14 protein-coding genes are annotated in these 15607 nt (G+C 64.6%); 10 read left to right on the forward strand and 4 right to left on the reverse strand.

Going from position 1 to position 15607, the window contains the following annotated elements:
* The first annotated feature begins 158 nt into the window (after nt 1-158).
* On the forward strand, nt 159-824 hold the full coding sequence (locus M2331_RS11115; RefSeq protein WP_181560334.1) for a DUF1345 domain-containing protein: 666 nt from the start codon (nt 159-161) through the stop codon (nt 822-824).
* Between the two features lie 325 nt (nt 825-1149).
* On the opposite strand, the gene M2331_RS11120 is transcribed toward M2331_RS11115, so the two are convergent.
* Both M2331_RS11120 and M2331_RS11125 read right to left on the reverse strand, forming a co-directional pair.
* Nucleotides 1150-1935: a 3-hydroxybutyrate dehydrogenase gene (locus M2331_RS11120; protein ID WP_181560335.1), complete on the reverse strand. Its 786-nt coding sequence runs from the start codon at nt 1933-1935 to the stop codon at nt 1150-1152.
* Nucleotides 1932-3110 (reverse strand): patatin-like phospholipase family protein, encoded by a 1179-nt coding sequence (locus M2331_RS11125; RefSeq protein WP_181560336.1) that lies wholly within the window; start codon nt 3108-3110, stop codon nt 1932-1934. Before M2331_RS11125 ends, M2331_RS11120 begins: the two co-directional genes overlap by 4 nt.
* Nucleotides 3111-3304: 194 nt before the next feature.
* Between M2331_RS11125 and M2331_RS11130 the strand changes: the two genes are divergently transcribed.
* Nucleotides 3305-4189, forward strand: a complete 885-nt coding sequence (locus tag M2331_RS11130) for a neutral zinc metallopeptidase (protein WP_181560337.1) — start codon at nt 3305-3307, stop codon at nt 4187-4189.
* A gap of 841 nt (nt 4190-5030) precedes the next feature.
* On the opposite strand, the gene dksA is transcribed toward M2331_RS11130, so the two are convergent.
* Nucleotides 5031-5492 carry an RNA polymerase-binding protein DksA gene (gene dksA / locus M2331_RS11135; RefSeq protein ID WP_181560338.1) on the reverse strand — a complete coding sequence of 154 codons (462 nt, stop codon included), beginning with the start codon at nt 5490-5492 and terminating at the stop codon, nt 5031-5033.
* A 262-nt stretch (nt 5493-5754) separates the two neighbouring features.
* Here dksA and serS point away from each other — a divergent pair, with 262 nt between their 5' ends.
* The 4 genes from serS to rimO all read left to right on the forward strand — a co-directional run bounded on the left by serS (nt 5755) and on the right by rimO (nt 10414).
* Nucleotides 5755-7032, forward strand: a complete 1278-nt coding sequence (gene serS / locus M2331_RS11140; RefSeq protein WP_181560339.1) for a serine--tRNA ligase — start codon at nt 5755-5757, stop codon at nt 7030-7032.
* Nucleotides 7032-7805, forward strand: coding sequence for a 5'/3'-nucleotidase SurE (gene surE / locus M2331_RS11145; protein WP_181560340.1), 774 nt, complete (start codon nt 7032-7034; stop codon nt 7803-7805). Before serS ends, surE begins: the two co-directional genes overlap by 1 nt.
* Nucleotides 7806-7917: 112 nt before the next feature.
* Entirely contained in the window at nt 7918-8976 is a 1059-nt protein-coding gene (locus tag M2331_RS11150; RefSeq protein ID WP_181560341.1) for a potassium channel family protein, read from the forward strand.
* A 67-nt stretch (nt 8977-9043) separates the two neighbouring features.
* Nucleotides 9044-10414 carry a 30S ribosomal protein S12 methylthiotransferase RimO gene (rimO, locus tag M2331_RS11155; RefSeq protein WP_181560342.1) on the forward strand — a complete coding sequence of 457 codons (1371 nt, stop codon included), beginning with the start codon at nt 9044-9046 and terminating at the stop codon, nt 10412-10414.
* Nucleotides 10415-10571: 157 nt separating this feature from the next.
* Here rimO and M2331_RS11160 read toward each other — a convergent pair whose 3' ends face one another.
* Complete coding sequence (locus M2331_RS11160) at nt 10572-11399, reverse strand: PdaC/SigV domain-containing protein (protein WP_181560343.1); 828 nt, start codon at nt 11397-11399, stop codon at nt 10572-10574.
* 83 nt (nt 11400-11482) lie between these two features.
* Between M2331_RS11160 and M2331_RS11165 the strand changes: the two genes are divergently transcribed.
* The 4 genes from M2331_RS11165 (at nt 11483) to msrA (ending at nt 15576) form a co-directional block, all read left to right on the forward strand.
* The gene (locus tag M2331_RS11165) at nt 11483-12883 is read left to right on the forward strand and encodes a leucyl aminopeptidase family protein (RefSeq protein WP_181560344.1); all 1401 of its coding nucleotides are present in this window, start codon (nt 11483-11485) and stop codon (nt 12881-12883) included.
* Between the two features lie 91 nt (nt 12884-12974).
* The gene (locus M2331_RS11170; RefSeq protein WP_181560345.1) at nt 12975-13880 is read left to right on the forward strand and encodes a C40 family peptidase; all 906 of its coding nucleotides are present in this window, start codon (nt 12975-12977) and stop codon (nt 13878-13880) included.
* Nucleotides 13877-14803, forward strand: a complete 927-nt coding sequence (gene argC / locus M2331_RS11175) for an N-acetyl-gamma-glutamyl-phosphate reductase (RefSeq protein ID WP_181560346.1) — start codon at nt 13877-13879, stop codon at nt 14801-14803. The genes M2331_RS11170 and argC overlap by 4 nt, the downstream gene beginning before the upstream one ends.
* 242 nt (nt 14804-15045) lie before the next feature.
* The gene (msrA, locus tag M2331_RS11180) at nt 15046-15576 is read left to right on the forward strand and encodes a peptide-methionine (S)-S-oxide reductase MsrA (protein ID WP_181560347.1); all 531 of its coding nucleotides are present in this window, start codon (nt 15046-15048) and stop codon (nt 15574-15576) included.
* Nucleotides 15577-15607: the final 31 nt, after the last annotated feature.

The following is a 15607-nucleotide window of genomic DNA, read 5'->3' on the forward strand; positions in this document are numbered from 1 at the left end:
TAAAGTTCCTAACTTTGGCGCACAGAAGGGCCTGGACGTGACTTGCGTTGTAGAACGGGAAAGTCACGGATAGGTGAGCCCGAACGGCGATGTGCGCCGGCGCTAGCAGATGAAGAAACAAGGTTGGGCAGGCCATTTCGCCCGCTATAGTCGCGCCGATGGCTCTTGACCTTGGACGGCGCCTTGCGCCCATACGCTTCCTCGCTTTTGCGGCGATCCTGCTTGTCAGCCTGCCGCTGCTGCATCCGGTCCTGGGCTGGCGCCATGCCATGATGGCGGGATTCGACGTGGCGGCCGGTATCTTTCTGCTGTCCGTCTGGCCTTTGCTGGCCCGCGCCGGGCCGGATCAGATGCGCCAGTCGGCTGCGCGGAACGATGCCAATCGCACCTTGCTGCTGGGGATCACCGGCGCGGTCTCGCTGGTGGTGCTCGTCGCAATCTTCTCCGAACTTGAGAACAGGCACGATCCCGGCATCGAGGCCATGGCTCTGGTCATCGCGACCCTGGCGCTGGCGTGGATCTTCTCGAACATGGTCTACGCGCTCCATTATGCCCATATGTTCTATGTGCGGAGCGAGGGCGACACGGATGACGAGGGCAGCGCGGATACGCGCGGCTTCGACTTTCCCGGCACCAAGGAGCCGACCTATTGGGATTTCGTCTATTTCAGCTTCACGCTGGGCATGACGTTCCAGACCTCGGATGTGGCGGTCACCTCCACCTCGGTCCGGCGCGTGGCGACGATCCACTGCCTTGCCGCCTTCGTCTTCAATCTGGGCGTGCTGGCCTTCACGATCAACGTGCTGGGCGGCAGCGGCAACTGATCCCGTCGCTCTGGCTGCGACACATTGATACAAACTCCGCCGATTGCGACAAAGTCTCGTGACAAGTGGGGGCTATACAGTCCTCATCAGCGTTACTCTCCCACGGCGCTGATACTCTCCCACAGTCCCCGACGGCCCCTCCCTCCCCCAGGGAGGGGCCAAGGACGTTTTGGGGTAAGCGCCCCCGCTCTCCCACCAGAACTATAATTGCGATTAGTGCTCCTGCGCAGGCAGGAGCCTAGGGCGGCGAGGACATGCGGCTGCGCCCTGGGCTCCTGCTTGCGCAGGAGCACGCGCTTCTATCTAGCTGTCGTCATTCTAGCCCTCAGGCGGCGGTCCAGCCGCCATCCACGCTGATGTTCGCGCCGGTAATGTTGCTCGCGGGATCCGAGCAGAGGAACATCGCGATCGCGGCGACCTGCTCCACCGTCACGAACTCCTTGGTCGGCTGACCAGCCAGCAGCACATCGTTGATGACCTGCTCGCGCGTCATGTTCCGGGCTTTCATCGTGTCCGGAATCTGGCCCTCGACCAGCGGGGTCCAGACATAGCCGGGCGAGATGCAATTGGCAGTGATGCCGAAGGTCGCCAGTTCCAGCGCGATCGTTTTGGTGAAGCCGGCAAGGCCGTGCTTGGCCGTCACATAAGCCGACTTGAACGGCGAGGCGACGAGGCTGTGCGCAGAGGCGGTCTGGATGATCCGGCCCCATTTGCGCTGCTTCATATAGGGCACGGCAAGCCGGGTGGTGTGGAAGGCGGATTCCAGATTGAGCTTGATGATGAGGCTCCACTTGTCGAGCGGGAATTCCTCAACCGGCGCGACATGCTGGGTGCCGGCATTGTTGATGAGGATATCGACACCGCCAAAGGCCTCCGCCGCCTGCGCCATCATCGCCTCGATCTCCTCCGGCTTGGTGAGATCATGGCCGGAATAGATCGCCTTCGCGCCGCTCGCCTGCTCCAGCGCCAGCCGTTCCTTCTCGATGGCATCGGCATCGCCAAAGCCGTTGATGACGAGGTTGACGCCCTCGGCCGCCAGCGACTTGGCATAAGCAAGGCCGATGCCCGATGTGGAGCCGGTGATCAGCGCTGTCTTGCCCTTCAAACTCATGCCTGCTTCTCCTTGATCTGACCGGTCAGCGCGAGGTCGAAGGTTGCGCTGCGGCCACTGACGATGTTTTCCGCGATAAGCTGGGTCCCGTGCGAGAGCACGGCGGCGACGGCTGCATCACCCTGCGCCCAGTGATCCAGCATCGTGCGGCGCGAAAATTCGAAATCGCGCGCGCCGCTGTGCCAGGCGCGCAGGCGGTGGATGAGATGGATGATGTTGACCGATCCCTCTTCGATCATCCCCGCCAGCCGCAGCGCCTCGGGCGTTTGGGCGACGTCCTGCGGCAAGCGATCCAGCAGCGCGCGGATCGCCTCATGTTCGCGCCGGGCGCGCAGGAAGCGGTCCGTGACCTGCCGGGTGCGGCTGGAATATTGAATGTCCTTCTGTCGCGACCACACATCGCTCATTTCCCGCGGCAGCGGCCCTTCCGCCGGGAAGAGATCGACCTGGAAGATCAGCAGATCACCGGACTGATGCTCGAGCACGTGGCTGAGCGGGGTATTGGAGACCAGGCCGCCATCCCAATAATGGCGTCCATCGATCTCCACCTGCGGCAGGCCCGGCGGCAGGGCACCGGAAGCCATGACATGGCGGGCATCGATCCGGCCCCGCCATTGCGGATCCTGATTGTCGAAATAGACGAAATTGCCGTTCTCGATATCCACTGCGCCAATGGAAAACCGCATGGGACCGTGATTGACCCGGTCCCAGTCGACCAGCCGGTCCAGCGTCTCGCGCAAGGGCGCCGTGTCGTAATAGCTGATCGCTTCCGTCGTTCCGGGCGGTGCCCATAGGGGCTGCAAGAAATGCGGGCGGAAGAAACCTGGTACGCCCCCGAGCAGCACGGCGCCGGCGGCGGCGAGATGTGCGCCCTCGCGCAGATGATCGTCCTCGGGCAGGCAGATGTTCGGCAGGCCGCTGCTGACGAGAGTCCAGAACTCGGTCAGACGGGCCACCCATTGATCGGGCGTGTTGCCGGCGATGATGGCGGCATTGACGGCGCCGATGGAGATGCCCGCGACCCAGTCGATCCCGATGCCAAGCGCCGCCAGCCGCTCGATCACGCCGGCCTGATAAGACCCCAGCGCGCCTCCGCCCTGGAGGACCAGTGCGACCTGATCGGGCAAAGGGAGCGGCGCATGGCCGCCGCGGCGACGCGGAGTCGGCATATCCATGGTGCGATGCAATATCCCATTCCCCGGCCGTCCACCAGCGCCGAGCGGGGACCGGATGTCGCGATCCCCACAGAATTGCCGGGGCGTTGGGATAGTTCCTAGCCTTGTTGCATTTCACCGTCGCAGCGGGGAGAATTTCCCGACACATCGACCATGGCGTGATCATGCAAGCACGCGCTGGGGAAGGGACGAGAATGCGGCTCGACGACGAACGGGAAAGCAGCAACTACGAGATCCAGCGTGGCGGCGGGGGCGGTTTCGGCGGCGGGGGCGGCAATCTGCTCGGCATGTTGCTGCCGATGATCGGCAGCCGCTTCGGCTGCGGCGGGGTGGTAATCGCGCTCGCCGTGTTCGCCTTCATCAGCTTTAGCGGCGGCGGGCTGCTGACCGGCGGAGATACCTCCCAGCCGGCGACCGAGCAGGGCGCTCCTACGGGTCAGGAGGGAGAGCTGACACAGATGCAGAGCTTCTCGCTCAAGGTGCTCAACACCACCGAGCGCATCTGGGGCGATCTCTTCCGGCAAAGCGGCCAGACCTACAAGCCCGCCGTGCTCTCATTCTATGCCCAAAACGGAAAATCTGGCTGCGGGGCGGCGCAATCGGCCATGGGACCATTCTACTGCCCGCTCGACGAGAAGATCTACCTCGACACGGATTTCTTCCGGGAACTGCAGCAGCGCTTCGGCGCACCGGGCGACTTCGCCCAGGCCTATGTGATTGCCCATGAAGTCGCGCATCATGTCCAGCATCTGGAGGGCCGGCTGGATGATGTGAACAAAAGGCAGCAGCAGCTGGGCGAAGCACAAGCCAATGCACTTCAGGTCCGCATCGAGCTGCAGGCCGATTGCTACGCAGGGGTGTGGGGACGCCGTACCGGTCTGATGGAAACTGGCGACCTGGAGGAAGGCCTGCGCGCTGCCGCAGCGATCGGCGATGACACGCTGCAAAAGGACGCCGGGCGCCGGCCGGTGCCGGACAGCTTCACCCACGGCACCAGCGCCCAGCGGGTGGCTTGGCTGCGTCGGGGCTACGACTCCGGCGACCCTGCCCAGTGCGACACCTTCAGCGGCGACATCTGATCGTCGAAGCGGGCAGGTGATTCGCGAATGAGGGCGACATTGCATTCGATTGCAATGTTCAGCTAGGAGCAAGGCGCCCTTGTCCATGATCAGAAAATGGCGGGTTTCTTTGAATTTTTTTCGCTTCTTTGAGGCGATCGCCGGTTGATTCCGTCACCTCTCGCGCGCGCGAGATAAAACTCTGCAGCGAGAGGGATGAAGAAGGTTTCCTCTTCGGAGAAAATTTTTTCTCTTTTATATCAACGCTGTATACGCAAATTACATTTTTGCATCAGCGAGTTTCGTTTTTCGCACTTGCAGCAAAAAGCGGATGTGCTATTTAGAAACTGCCTTTCAGGCATCCTCTCCTAAGACTCAAGGGGCCGATCTCTCACGAGGTCGGCCCTTTTTTTTTGTATAAAACTGCATTAGGCAGGCCCGTCTCCATCGCTCTTACAAGATTACTTCGGAGAGGGAGCCGCCGGGAAGACCGGCACGGGCGACGGGACAAAGCGGAGGATCGAGCGCTTAGAAGCAGCTCTCCTCCGCTTTTTCGTTTCTGGATATTGCGTGAGTCTTTCGAGGCAGCAGAGTCTTGCTGTCATTGGGCAGGCTGACTGCGTAAGCGGCTTCGAGCGCGCGGGTAGGGCACAAGGATGCTCCCCAAGCAACGCGGCAGCCAGGCATCCTTGACAGCTTTGCAAGAAAATAGGGGAGCGCGAGCACGAAACCGCGCGCGGTCGCAATCAACGCCAGTCGATCAGTCAGGAAGGCAAGCGGCCGAACGCCGCTCGTCGCCAGCGCACCCTGCTAAGATGCGTGAGCTATCAGGACGAAGACAGCTAACCGACGGCCGCTATGATCAATCGTCGCGAGAGACTTTTTCCTGCCGTTCGTGGCGCTCCTGCGCCTCAACGGTCATGGTCGCGATGGGGCGGGCTTCGAGGCGACCGAGCGAGATGGGCTCGCCGGTCACTTCGCAATAGCCATATTCGCCATCGTCGATGCGGCGCAACGCGGCGTCGATCTTCGAGATGAGCTTGCGCTGCCGATCGCGGGTGCGCAGCTCGATGGACCAGTCCGTTTCGCTAGAGGCGCGATCGTTGAGATCGGGCTCGCGCAGCGGTTCGCTCTGCAGCGTGGCGAGCGTGCCCTCTGCCTCAGCGAGAATCTGCTTTTTCCAATCGAGCAACCTGCGGCGGAAATATTCCAGCTGCAGCGGCCCCATAAACTCTTCGTCTGCGGAAGGCCGATAGCCTTCGGGAAGATCGATCCCCGAGCCTTTCGAGCCGTTTTTATCCGACGAATCTGCAAGCGAGGCCATTCACTTCTCCGCGTCGATCAAGTCGCCGATTTCCGGCGCTCTCGCGGCGCCTATAGAGCGCAGCCGAGAGTGAAACAAGCACTGTTTCCAGCGCATTGAACGATGACTGAACAACGGCCGAATCCGCTGTGAAACTGCGGCCGAACGAGCCTATTACCGCTGCCCCCGCCAGGCTTGGGCGGCGGTGCCGGTCGCGTCCCCACCACTGGGAGATCGCTGGCCGCTTGATCGGCCATGGCGCGCGGGGCATAGGCGGTGCGCCATGCATGATATCAAAGCCATTCGGGACAATCCCGCCGCCTTCGACGCCGCCCTCGCCCGCCGTGGCATGGAGCCGGTCGCCGCCTCCATCGGCGAGGAGGACACGCGCTGGCGCGCCGTCGCCACGCAGGTGCAGGAAGGCCTCGCGCGCCGCAACGAGGCCAGCAAGGCCATCGGCCAGGCCATGGCGAAGGGCGACAAGGAGACAGCCGAGGCGCTGAAGGGCGAGGTCGCGACCCTCAAGACCAGCCTGCCCGAGCTGGAGGCGCAGGAGAAGGCGCTGGCGGAGGCTGTGCAGAGCCGCCTCGCCGCCATTCCCAATCTGCCCGCCGCAGACGTGCCCGATGGCGTCGATGAGGCGGGCAATGTGGAAGTGCACCGCTGGGGCACGCCGCGCAGCTTCGACTTCACGCCGCAGGACCATGCCGATTTCGGTCCTGCGCTCGGCCTCGATTTCGAGGGTGCGGCTGCCATGTCCGGCGCGCGCTTTGCGGCGCTGCGGGGGCAGATGGCGCGGCTCCACCGGGCGCTCGCGCAATTCATGCTCGACCGGCAGACGGAGACCAATGGCTATACCGAGGTCAATCCGCCGCTGCTGGTGCGCGATGAGGCGGTGTTCGGCACCGGGCAGTTGCCCAAGTTCGCCGAAGACCTGTTCCGCACAACGACCGGCCACTGGCTCATCCCCACGGCGGAAGTCAGCCTCACCAATCTCGTGCGCGAGCAGATTTTGACCGAGGCTGCGCTGCCGATGCGGTTCACGGCGCTCACGCCCTGCTTCCGCTCGGAGGCGGGATCGGCCGGACGCGATACGCGCGGGTTCATTCGCCAACATCAGTTCGAGAAGGTCGAGCTGGTGGCGATCTGTACGCCCGATCAGGCGGCGACCGAGCATGAGCATATGCTCAAATCCGCCGAGGGCATTCTTGAGGCGCTGGGCCTGCCCTATCGCCGGATGCTGCTGTGCGCGGGAGACATGGGCTTTTCCGCAACCAAGACCTTCGATCTGGAAGTCTGGCTGCCGAGCCAGCAAACCTATCGCGAGATCAGCTCCGTCTCGACCTGCGGCGACTTTCAGGCCCGGCGCATGAATGCGCGCTACCGTCCCGAGGGCGAGAAGGGCACGCGCTTCCTGCACACGCTCAACGGATCGGGTCTCGCCGTGGGGCGGACGCTGGTGGCGGTGCTGGAGAATTACCAGAATGCCGATGGCAGCGTGACCGTGCCTGAGGCGCTGCTACCCTATACCGGCGGCCTCAAAGTGCTGACGCCGGCCTGATGCGCATCCTGCTCACCAATGATGACGGCGTGAACGCGCCCGGCCTCAAGGTGCTGGAAAAGATTGCCCGCTGCTTCTCCGACGACATCTGGATCGTCGCACCGATGGAGGAGCAATCGGGCGCCGGGCATAGCCTGACACTCTCCCGCCCGCTACGCCTGCGCCAGCATGGCGAGAAGCATTACAGCGTCTCCGGCACGCCCACCGATGCGGTGATGATGGCGGTGGGGCATCTGATGAAGGACCAGAAGCCCGACCTGCTGCTCTCCGGCGTCAATCGCGGCGCCAATCTGGGCGAGGACGTGACCTATTCCGGCACCGTCTCGGCGGCGATGGAAGGCGCGATCTCCGGCGTGCGCTCGATTGCGCTGAGCCAGGTCTATTCGCGCGAGGGGCTGGGCGATAGCATCCCGTTCGAGGCGGCCGAGGCTTGGGGCGAGCGGGTAGTCCGTGCGCTGCTCAAGCAGGATGCGCTGGAACGCACACTCATCAACGTGAACTTCCCGGCCCTACCCGCCAGCGCGATCAAGGGCATCAAGGTCGCGCGGCAGGGCTTCTACGACATCGACCGCACCCGCATCGTGCCAGGCACCGATCCGCGCGGATATGATTATTTCTGGTTTGGCCTGCATCATAGCGACTCAGCTCCGGAAGCGAGCGATCTCGCGGCGGTGGCGGAGGGTTATGTGTCCGTGACGCCGCTGCATTACGACCTGACGCATTACGATCTGTTGACGGCGCTCGAAGAGGGGCTGGCGGGGGCCGTGGAATAACGGCAGTGATCTAAAGCCGCTCCTCTGCAGAGGAGGGGAGAAGGTTCGATCCCATGCCTGCCGCGCCCACCTCGCCTTGCACCCTGCCCTCCCCGCTGGCACAAGGCCGGTGATGTTCCAGCGCGACGATCCCCGCGTGCCGCCGCGCGCCTTTTTGCGACGGCGGTCATCCCTGCCGGTCTGGGCGGACCTCGCCTGGCGGGTGGGCGCGATCCTGATCCTCGCGACCTTCGTTCTGATGGTTCACTGGTTCGAGCGGGACGGGCTGCGCGACAATCTCGACGGGGAGGTCAGCTTCGGCGATGTCGTCTACTTTACCGCCGTGACCGTCACCACCGTGGGCTATGGCGACATCGTGCCGGTCACGGACCGGACGCGATTGTTTGAGAGCATTTTCGTCACCCCGGCGCGCATCTTCGTCTGGCTGATCTTTCTTGGCACGGCCTATCAGTTCGTTTTCCGCAATGTTTGGCACAGGTGGCGCATGTCGCAGATCCAGAAGTCCCTCACCAACCACATCATCGTCGCCGGCTTCGGCACGAGCGGTTCCGAGGCGGTGCGGGAACTGGTGGCGCGCGGCACAGACCCACGCTGCATCGTCGTCATTGAGCGCAGCGACGAATCACTGGCGCTGGCCGAGGCGGCTGGTTGCAACATCCTGAAAGGGGATGCGACGCGCGACCAGACGTTGATGGACGTACGCGTGCAGGAAGCGCAGGCCATGATCGTCTCGGCCGGACGCGACGACACCTCGATCCTCGTAACTCTGACGGCCCGCCACCTCGCGCCCGACATTCCGCTGAGCGTCGTCGTCCGGGCGCCGGACAACGAGTCGCTCGCCCGCCAGGCGGGTGCAACGACGGTCATCAATCCGGTCAGTTTCGCCGGATTGCTGCTCGCCGGTTCGTGCCAAGGCGCCCATATCGCTGATTATATGGCCGATCTTGCGGCATCGGGCGGGCGCGTGCAGCTGCGCGAGCGGCGGGTCGCGCAGGCCGAAGTGGGCGAACCGCTGAGCGCGATCCAGACCGGCCTGGGTGTGCGGCTCTACCGTGCCGGGCGCGCCTATGGTTTCTGGGAGCCAGAGGCCGCGATGCTCTATGCGGGCGACATGATCATCGAGATCATTCCCAACGACGGCGAAACACCGCCCAGCTCCAGCCCGGCGTAACGGCGCAGATGGACCGCGCGGGACGACTCGCCTTTTGCTTGCCGGCGCCCTATATGCGCGCGCAATCATGGCATTGAAAATTCCCGACGCGCCCAAGGTGGGCATGGTCTCGCTCGGCTGCCCCAAGGCGCTGGTCGATTCAGAACGTATCCTCACCAAGCTGAGGAGCGATGGTTACGCCTTGTCCCCGGACTATGATGGCGCGGACGTGGTGCTGGTGAATACCTGCGGCTTCCTCGACAGCGCCAAGGAAGAAAGCCTCGAGGCAATTGGCGAGGCCATTGCCGAGAACGGTCGCGTGATCGTGACCGGCTGCATGGGCAATGAGGCCGAGCTGATCCGCGCCCGCTTCCCGCAGGTGCTCGCCATCACTGGAGCGCATCAGTATGAGGATGTGGTCAATGCGGTGCATGATGCCGCGCCGCCCGTCCCCAACGCCTTTGTCGATCTGGTGCCCGAGGGTGGCCTCAAGCTCACCCCGCGCCATTATGGCTATGTGAAGATCAGCGAGGGCTGCAACCACAGCTGCGCCTTCTGCATCATCCCCGACCTGCGCGGGAAGCTCGCCAGCCGGCGGATCGACGCGGTGCTGCGCGAGGCGGAGAAGCTGGTCGCGGCGGGCACGAAGGAACTGCTTATCATCAGCCAGGACACGTCTGCTTATGGCGTGGACGTGCGCCATGAGGAACGGCTGTGGAAGGGCGAACCGGTCCGCACCCACATGACCGACCTCGCCCGCGCGTTGGGCGGCCTGCGCACGCCGCAGGGCGAGCAGCCCTGGGTGCGGCTGCATTATGTCTACCCCTATCCGCATGTCGACGCGGTGATCCCGCTGATGGCGGAGGGGCTGCTGACGCCCTATCTCGACATCCCCTTCCAGCACGCCGCGCCCAATGTGCTGCGCGCCATGAAGCGGCCGGCCAACGAGGCCAAGGTGCTGGAGCGCCTGCGCGGCTGGCGGGAAATCTGCCCGGATATCGCAATCCGCTCCAGCTTCGTTGTCGGCTTCCCCGGCGAGACGGAGGCGGACTTCCAGTATCTGCTCGACTGGCTGGAAGAAGCGCAGCTCGACCGCGTCGGCGCCTTCCGCTTCGAGCCGGTGGAGGGGGCGCAAGCCAATGCACTGCCCGACCATGTGCCAGACGAAGTGAAGGAAGAGCGCTTCCAGCGGATCATGGACGCCTGCGCGCGGATTTCAGCAGCGAAGCTCGCCGCCAAGATCGGCCGCACGTTGCCTGTGATTATCGACGAGGTTGGCGAACCGGATGAGGACGGCAGTGTCGGGGCGACCGGCCGCAGCCAGGCTGACGCGCCGGAGATCGACGGGCACGTGTATCTGCGCGATGTGGATCCGGGGCTGTCGGCGGGTGATTTCGTCTCGGTCGAGATTGAGGATGCGGATGAGCACGACCTGTTTGGCGTACCGATTTCGGTCTGACGAAGCTTTCCAGCCTCCCGTTCGTGTTGAGCCCTTCGACTGCCCGCAGGCGGGCGCTCAGGATAAACTTCAGCCGTTAGGCTGAAGTCGAGACACGCCGGCGCTGGTTTATCGTGTCTCGACTTCGCTCGACACGAACGGAAGGTGGTTCTGAAGGTTACTGCGCCGCCGCGAAGGCTCCCTTCCAGGCCGGCTTCACCGCGCCCAGCACTGCCGCATCCACCGGCACTTCGATCTCGTAGATCCCTTCCGCATAGGGCCCGGCCTCATAAGGCATGATCACGAAGTGAAGGCGGTTGAGCGCGCCGCCACCTGAGGTCGCGGCAATGATCGTCTGCTTGGTCGGATCGACACACTGATCGAATTCGGGAATCGGGCTGCCCTCCCCGCTGCCGACGGGCTCTCCGCGCCGCTTGGCGCGCTCGGCGTCCAAAGCCGTGCAGAAGCGGTCTTTAACGGCGCGCCCTAGCGCAGCGATGTCGAACAGGTCGCCGGCTTCCAGCTTCTTGTTCCCAGCCTTGTCCCAGTAGAGAACCTTGACCAGAGGCATGCCGTGCGCGCCGCCCGTATAGCTATAGCCTTCGCTGCGCAAAACGAGCAGCGTCGGCCCATCCGCCGCCACGGACCAGTCCTCGGTGTAGCTATAGCCACGGAAGGGATAGCCGGCTTCCTTTGCGGAGGCTTCTTCCGCCCGGATGCCGTCCTCCGTCTCCTTGCGCTGCTTCTCCGCGCTCTCCTGCAGCATGGCATCGAGCGGGGCGATGGCAGCGGCCGCGGCGGGCCAGCTGACGCGAAATTCGGATTCGCCCTTGGTGAACGCCACCGACTTGCCCGCCACGGCATTGGCCTGCATCGCATTGGCGGGCTCGGCTGCGTTGGCCGCGTTTTCTACCGGCGCCTGCATATTGTTGGGGACGGTCTCATTGCCGCAGGCGGCCAGCGCGATGCAAAGGCTGAGCAGAGTGGCGGACTTGATGGGGGCCATGGGGCAATCCTTTCACGAATGGGGCGAGCCTAACGGATCAGCCGGCGCTTGCCGAGGCCCCCTGCGCACTCTAACCCTGCATTATGACGGACCCAGCCGATCTCGTGCGCCCCGACACGGGCCAGACCGCCCATCTCATCCATCTCATCGATGCCGCCAGCCATGAGCAATGGCTCGCCGGACGGACCGAGCGGGAACGCGCCGCGCTCGTGGCGCAGAATTACCAGCCAAAAGCCTATGCCCACGCCATCCTGCCCGGGGAAAAACCCGATGCATGGAGCGTGGTGACATATGTCGCCAATGTCGACTCGCTCTCCAGCTGGTGCCTTGCCAAATTGCCGGGCGTGCTGCCGGCTGGAACCTATCGCTTGGCGGATAGGGAGCCAGGTCCGGCGATATTCGGCTGGATGACGGCGCAATATCGCTTTGAGCGCTACAAGGCCAAGCCGGCGGCCAAGGGGCCTTGCGTGCTGCTCACCAGCCAGCCCGGCGCCATTGACGGTGCCGCCGCGCAGGCCCGCGCGACGGCGCTGGTGCGCGATATGGTCAATACGCCGACGGCCGAGATGGGGCCGGACGAGATCGAGGCGCAGGCGCGCGCGGTCGCCGATCGCCATGGCGCCACCATGACCGTCACGCGCGGCGATGCGCTCGAATCGGGCTATCCGATGATCCACGCTGTCGGCCGCGCGGCGGACCGGGCCAATGCGCCCCGCCTCATCGAGCTGGTCTGGGGCCGCGAGGAGCATCCGCGCATCGCTTTGGTCGGCAAGGGGATCACCTTCGATACCGGTGGCCTCGATATCAAGCCGGCTTCCGGGATGCGGCTGATGAAGAAGGACATGGGCGGCGCGGCCCACGCGCTGGCGCTGGCGGATCTGGTGATGGGCGCAGGTCTGCCTGTACGGCTGCACCTGCTGCTGCCGGTCGCCGAGAACGCCATCGCTGGCAATGCCTTCCGCCCCGGCGATGTCCTGCGTAGCCGCAAGGGCCTGACCGTCGAGATCGGCAATACCGATGCGGAGGGACGGCTGGTGCTCGGCGACGCGCTGACGCGGGCCGGCGAAGACAAGCCCGAACTCATTATCGACTTCGCCACGCTGACCGGCGCGGCGCGGGTCGCGCTCGGCCCGGACCTGCCTGCGCTCTTCACCAATGACGATGCACTGGCGGCCATGCTGGCCAGCTGTGGCACCGACGTGGACGATCCGCTGTGGCGCCTGCCCCTATGGGCGCCCTACAACGACCTGTTCAAGAGCGACATTGCGGACCTCTCCAACAGCGGCGAAACCCCGTTTGCCGGCGCCTCGACGGCGGCGCTGTTCCTCCAGCGCTTCGTGCCGGACAAGACCCCGTGGGTGCATTTCGACACCTTTGCATGGCGGCCGACCGCCAAACCGGGCCGACCCAAGGGGGGTGAGGCCCTCGGCCTGCGCGCGACCTTCGCCATGCTGCAAAAGCGCTACGGACAGTCTGGGGATTGAGCGATCCGGGCATCTGCGCCGAGGCCCGGGATGCACCGTTGCGGTCGGGTATCCCTTGACCTTTCTGCCTGTTTTGCCGCAGGGGGCGCCGATGAAACAGACCATCGCCGGGACTAGCGTGGCGTCGTCGCCCGAACGCAAGAGCGTGAAGCTGGACGGGACATCCCGCAGCTACGATCCGCGCGTGCGCGCGATCCGGCCCGATCTGGCCGATGTGGCCCTCGCCGATCTGTATTTCGCGCCGCATTATGCCGCGCCTGTGCCGCGCAGCTGCGTCGCGGCCACCACGATGCTGCGCGCCGCCCCGGATGCCGCCGCGAGCGCCGTGAGCGAGTTGCTCTATGGCGAGAGCTTTCACATGCTCGATGCCCGCGCCGGCTGGGCCTGGGGCTATTGCGGCCATGATCATTATGTCGGCTATGTGCCGCTGCAAGCGTTGGGCGAACCTACCGAAGCCAGCCATATCGCACGCGGCATCACGCCGGTGTTCGCGGCGGCTGACATCAAATCCCCGGTGCAGATGCTGCTGCCCGCCGGGGCCCAACTGGCGGGTACGGCGCAGGGCGATTTTCTCGCTATCGATGGCGGGTTCGTTCATCAGCGGCACGTCCGCACCCTCGCGGATGTCGAGAGCGACTGGGTTGCCGTCGCGGAGCGCCATCTGGGCGCGCCCTATGTGTGGGGTGGCCGGGGCCTTGGGCTCGATTGCTCGGGGCTGGTGCAGATCGCTCTGGCTGCCTGTGGGATAAACGCGCCTCGCGACACCGACCAGCAGGCCGAGGCGATCGGCGAGGCGCTGGGCGACAATGCAGCGCTCCGACGAGGCGACATCACCTTCTTCCCCGGCCATGTGGGGCTGATGGTGGATGGCGAGCGCCTGATCCATGCCAATGCTCACGCGATGGCCGTGACCATCGAGCCGCTGGACGATGTCGTCGCGCGGCTCCGCGACACGCATGAGCAGCCGGTGACAGGCCGGCGCAGGATTACGACATGACAAAGATTTTCATTGATGGCGCCGCCGGCACCACCGGCATCCAGATCCGGGACCGGCTGGAGGGGCGCAGCGAATTCGATCTCATCACGCTGGGCGATGCCGCCCGCAAGGACGATGGCGCGCGCGCCGAAGCGATCAACGCCGCCGATATCGTCATCCTCTGCCTGCCCGACGACGCGGCGCGCCAATCCGTGCAGATGATCGCCAATGATCGCACGCGGGTGATCGACGCCTCGACGGCGCATCGCGTGGCCGATGGCTGGGTGTATGGCATGCCGGAAATCTCCGGCCATGATACCGTCGCGAAAGCCCGCTTCGTGAGCAATCCCGGCTGCTACTCGACCGGCTTCATCGCGCTCGTGGCGCCGCTGGTGAAAGCCGGGATCATCCCCGCCGAGACGCAGCTCACATGCAACGCCGCCTCCGGCTATTCCGGCGGCGGCAAGGCCATGATCGCCGAATATGAGGGCGCAGACGGCGCGCCGAGCGCCTTCCGCACCTATGCGCTCGGCCTCGGCCACAAGCATGTGCCCGAAATGCAGGCCCGCTGCGGCCTGACGCATCGCCCGCTGTTCGCGCCGGCCGTCGTGCCGGTCTATTCCGGCATGATTGTGGACGTCCCGCTGCATCGCGATCTGTTGGCCAATGGCGCGGATGCCGGCACCATGTGCGCAGCGCTGGCCGAGCATTATGCCGGCTCGCCGATTATCAGCGTGGCGGATGGCTATGAGGCTGCGACGCTCCCCATCGAGCAGCTGCGGGACAAGGACATCATGCGCCTGTTCGTCTTCGCGGATGAAAGCAGCGCGCAGATCCGGCTGGTCGCGGCGCTCGACAATCTCGGCAAGGGCGCGTCCGGTGCAGCCGTGCAGAACCTCAACCTGATGGCGGGCCTGCCGGAGACGACGGGGCTGCGCCTTTAGGCAACAGCCAGCGGATTCCCGTTCCCGTTCCCGTTCGTGTCGAGCGAAGTCGAGACACTTTGCCACTGTGCTTGACGTGTCTCGACTTCAGCTTGCAGCTGAAGTTTATCCTGAGCGCCCGCCTGCGGGCAGTCGAAGGGCTCGACACGAACGCCAGGTGGACTGGGCGCGCCCCTTTGCACCCCGCCACCGACTTCCTATCTTTGAGGCAAAACACCCCCTCCTCGAAAGGACGCCCCCTCATGAGCGCGACTGCTACGCTGGCCGGCGGCTGCTTCTGGTGCACAGAAGCGGTCTATCAAAATCTCGCAGGCGTCGAGTCCGTCGAGAGCGGCTATATCGGTGGCAGCAAACCCAACCCCACTTATGAGGAGGTCTGCTCGGGCAGCACGGGCCATGCCGAAGCAATCCGCATCACTTATAATCCGACCGTGATCGGCTATGGCGATCTGCTCGATATCTTCTTCGCCACGCATGACCCGACGACGCTGAACCGGCAGGGAAATGACATCGGCACCCAATATCGCTCGGCGATCTTCCCGCACGATGCCGAGCAGGAGGCCGAGGCACGCGCTGCCATGGAACGGGCACAGGCGGACTGGCCCAGCCCTATCGTCACGACGATCGAGCCGCTTGCCACCTGGTATCCGGCCGAGGATTATCACCAGCAATATTGGGATCGGGTCGGCGACCGGAACCCTTATTGCATGGCGGTGATCCCACCCAAGCTGCAGAAGCTGCGCAAGGGCTTCGCCGATCGCCTGAGGACCTGAGCAGCAAGCGGCTGCCATTCCGGCGCAGCAG

It is taken from the genome of Sphingobium sp. B10D7B (assembly GCF_025961955.1).
GTDB lineage: Bacteria > Pseudomonadota > Alphaproteobacteria > Sphingomonadales > Sphingomonadaceae > Sphingobium.

What these genes read in the sequence shown, in the direction of transcription:
- M2331_RS11125 (WP_181560336.1), bottom strand. Translation starts at nt 3,110, where the DNA reads ATGGATATGCCGACTCCGCGTCGCCGCGGCGGCCATGCGCCGCTCCCT.
- surE (WP_181560340.1), top strand. Translation starts at nt 7,032, where the DNA reads ATGCGCATCCTGCTCACCAATGATGACGGCGTGAACGCGCCCGGCCTC.
- argC (WP_181560346.1), top strand. Translation starts at nt 13,877, where the DNA reads ATGACAAAGATTTTCATTGATGGCGCCGCCGGCACCACCGGCATCCAG.
- M2331_RS11165 (WP_181560344.1), top strand. Translation starts at nt 11,483, where the DNA reads ATGACGGACCCAGCCGATCTCGTGCGCCCCGACACGGGCCAGACCGCC.
- msrA (WP_181560347.1), top strand. Translation starts at nt 15,046, where the DNA reads ATGAGCGCGACTGCTACGCTGGCCGGCGGCTGCTTCTGGTGCACAGAA.
- serS (WP_181560339.1), top strand. Translation starts at nt 5,755, where the DNA reads ATGCATGATATCAAAGCCATTCGGGACAATCCCGCCGCCTTCGACGCC.
- M2331_RS11160 (WP_181560343.1), bottom strand. Translation starts at nt 11,399, where the DNA reads ATGGCCCCCATCAAGTCCGCCACTCTGCTCAGCCTTTGCATCGCGCTG.
- M2331_RS11115 (WP_181560334.1), top strand. Translation starts at nt 159, where the DNA reads ATGGCTCTTGACCTTGGACGGCGCCTTGCGCCCATACGCTTCCTCGCT.
- M2331_RS11170 (WP_181560345.1), top strand. Translation starts at nt 12,975, where the DNA reads ATGAAACAGACCATCGCCGGGACTAGCGTGGCGTCGTCGCCCGAACGC.
- M2331_RS11130 (WP_181560337.1), top strand. Translation starts at nt 3,305, where the DNA reads ATGCGGCTCGACGACGAACGGGAAAGCAGCAACTACGAGATCCAGCGT.
- dksA (WP_181560338.1), bottom strand. Translation starts at nt 5,492, where the DNA reads ATGGCCTCGCTTGCAGATTCGTCGGATAAAAACGGCTCGAAAGGCTCG.
- M2331_RS11120 (WP_181560335.1), bottom strand. Translation starts at nt 1,935, where the DNA reads ATGAGTTTGAAGGGCAAGACAGCGCTGATCACCGGCTCCACATCGGGC.
- M2331_RS11150 (WP_181560341.1), top strand. Translation starts at nt 7,918, where the DNA reads ATGTTCCAGCGCGACGATCCCCGCGTGCCGCCGCGCGCCTTTTTGCGA.
- rimO (WP_181560342.1), top strand. Translation starts at nt 9,044, where the DNA reads ATGGCATTGAAAATTCCCGACGCGCCCAAGGTGGGCATGGTCTCGCTC.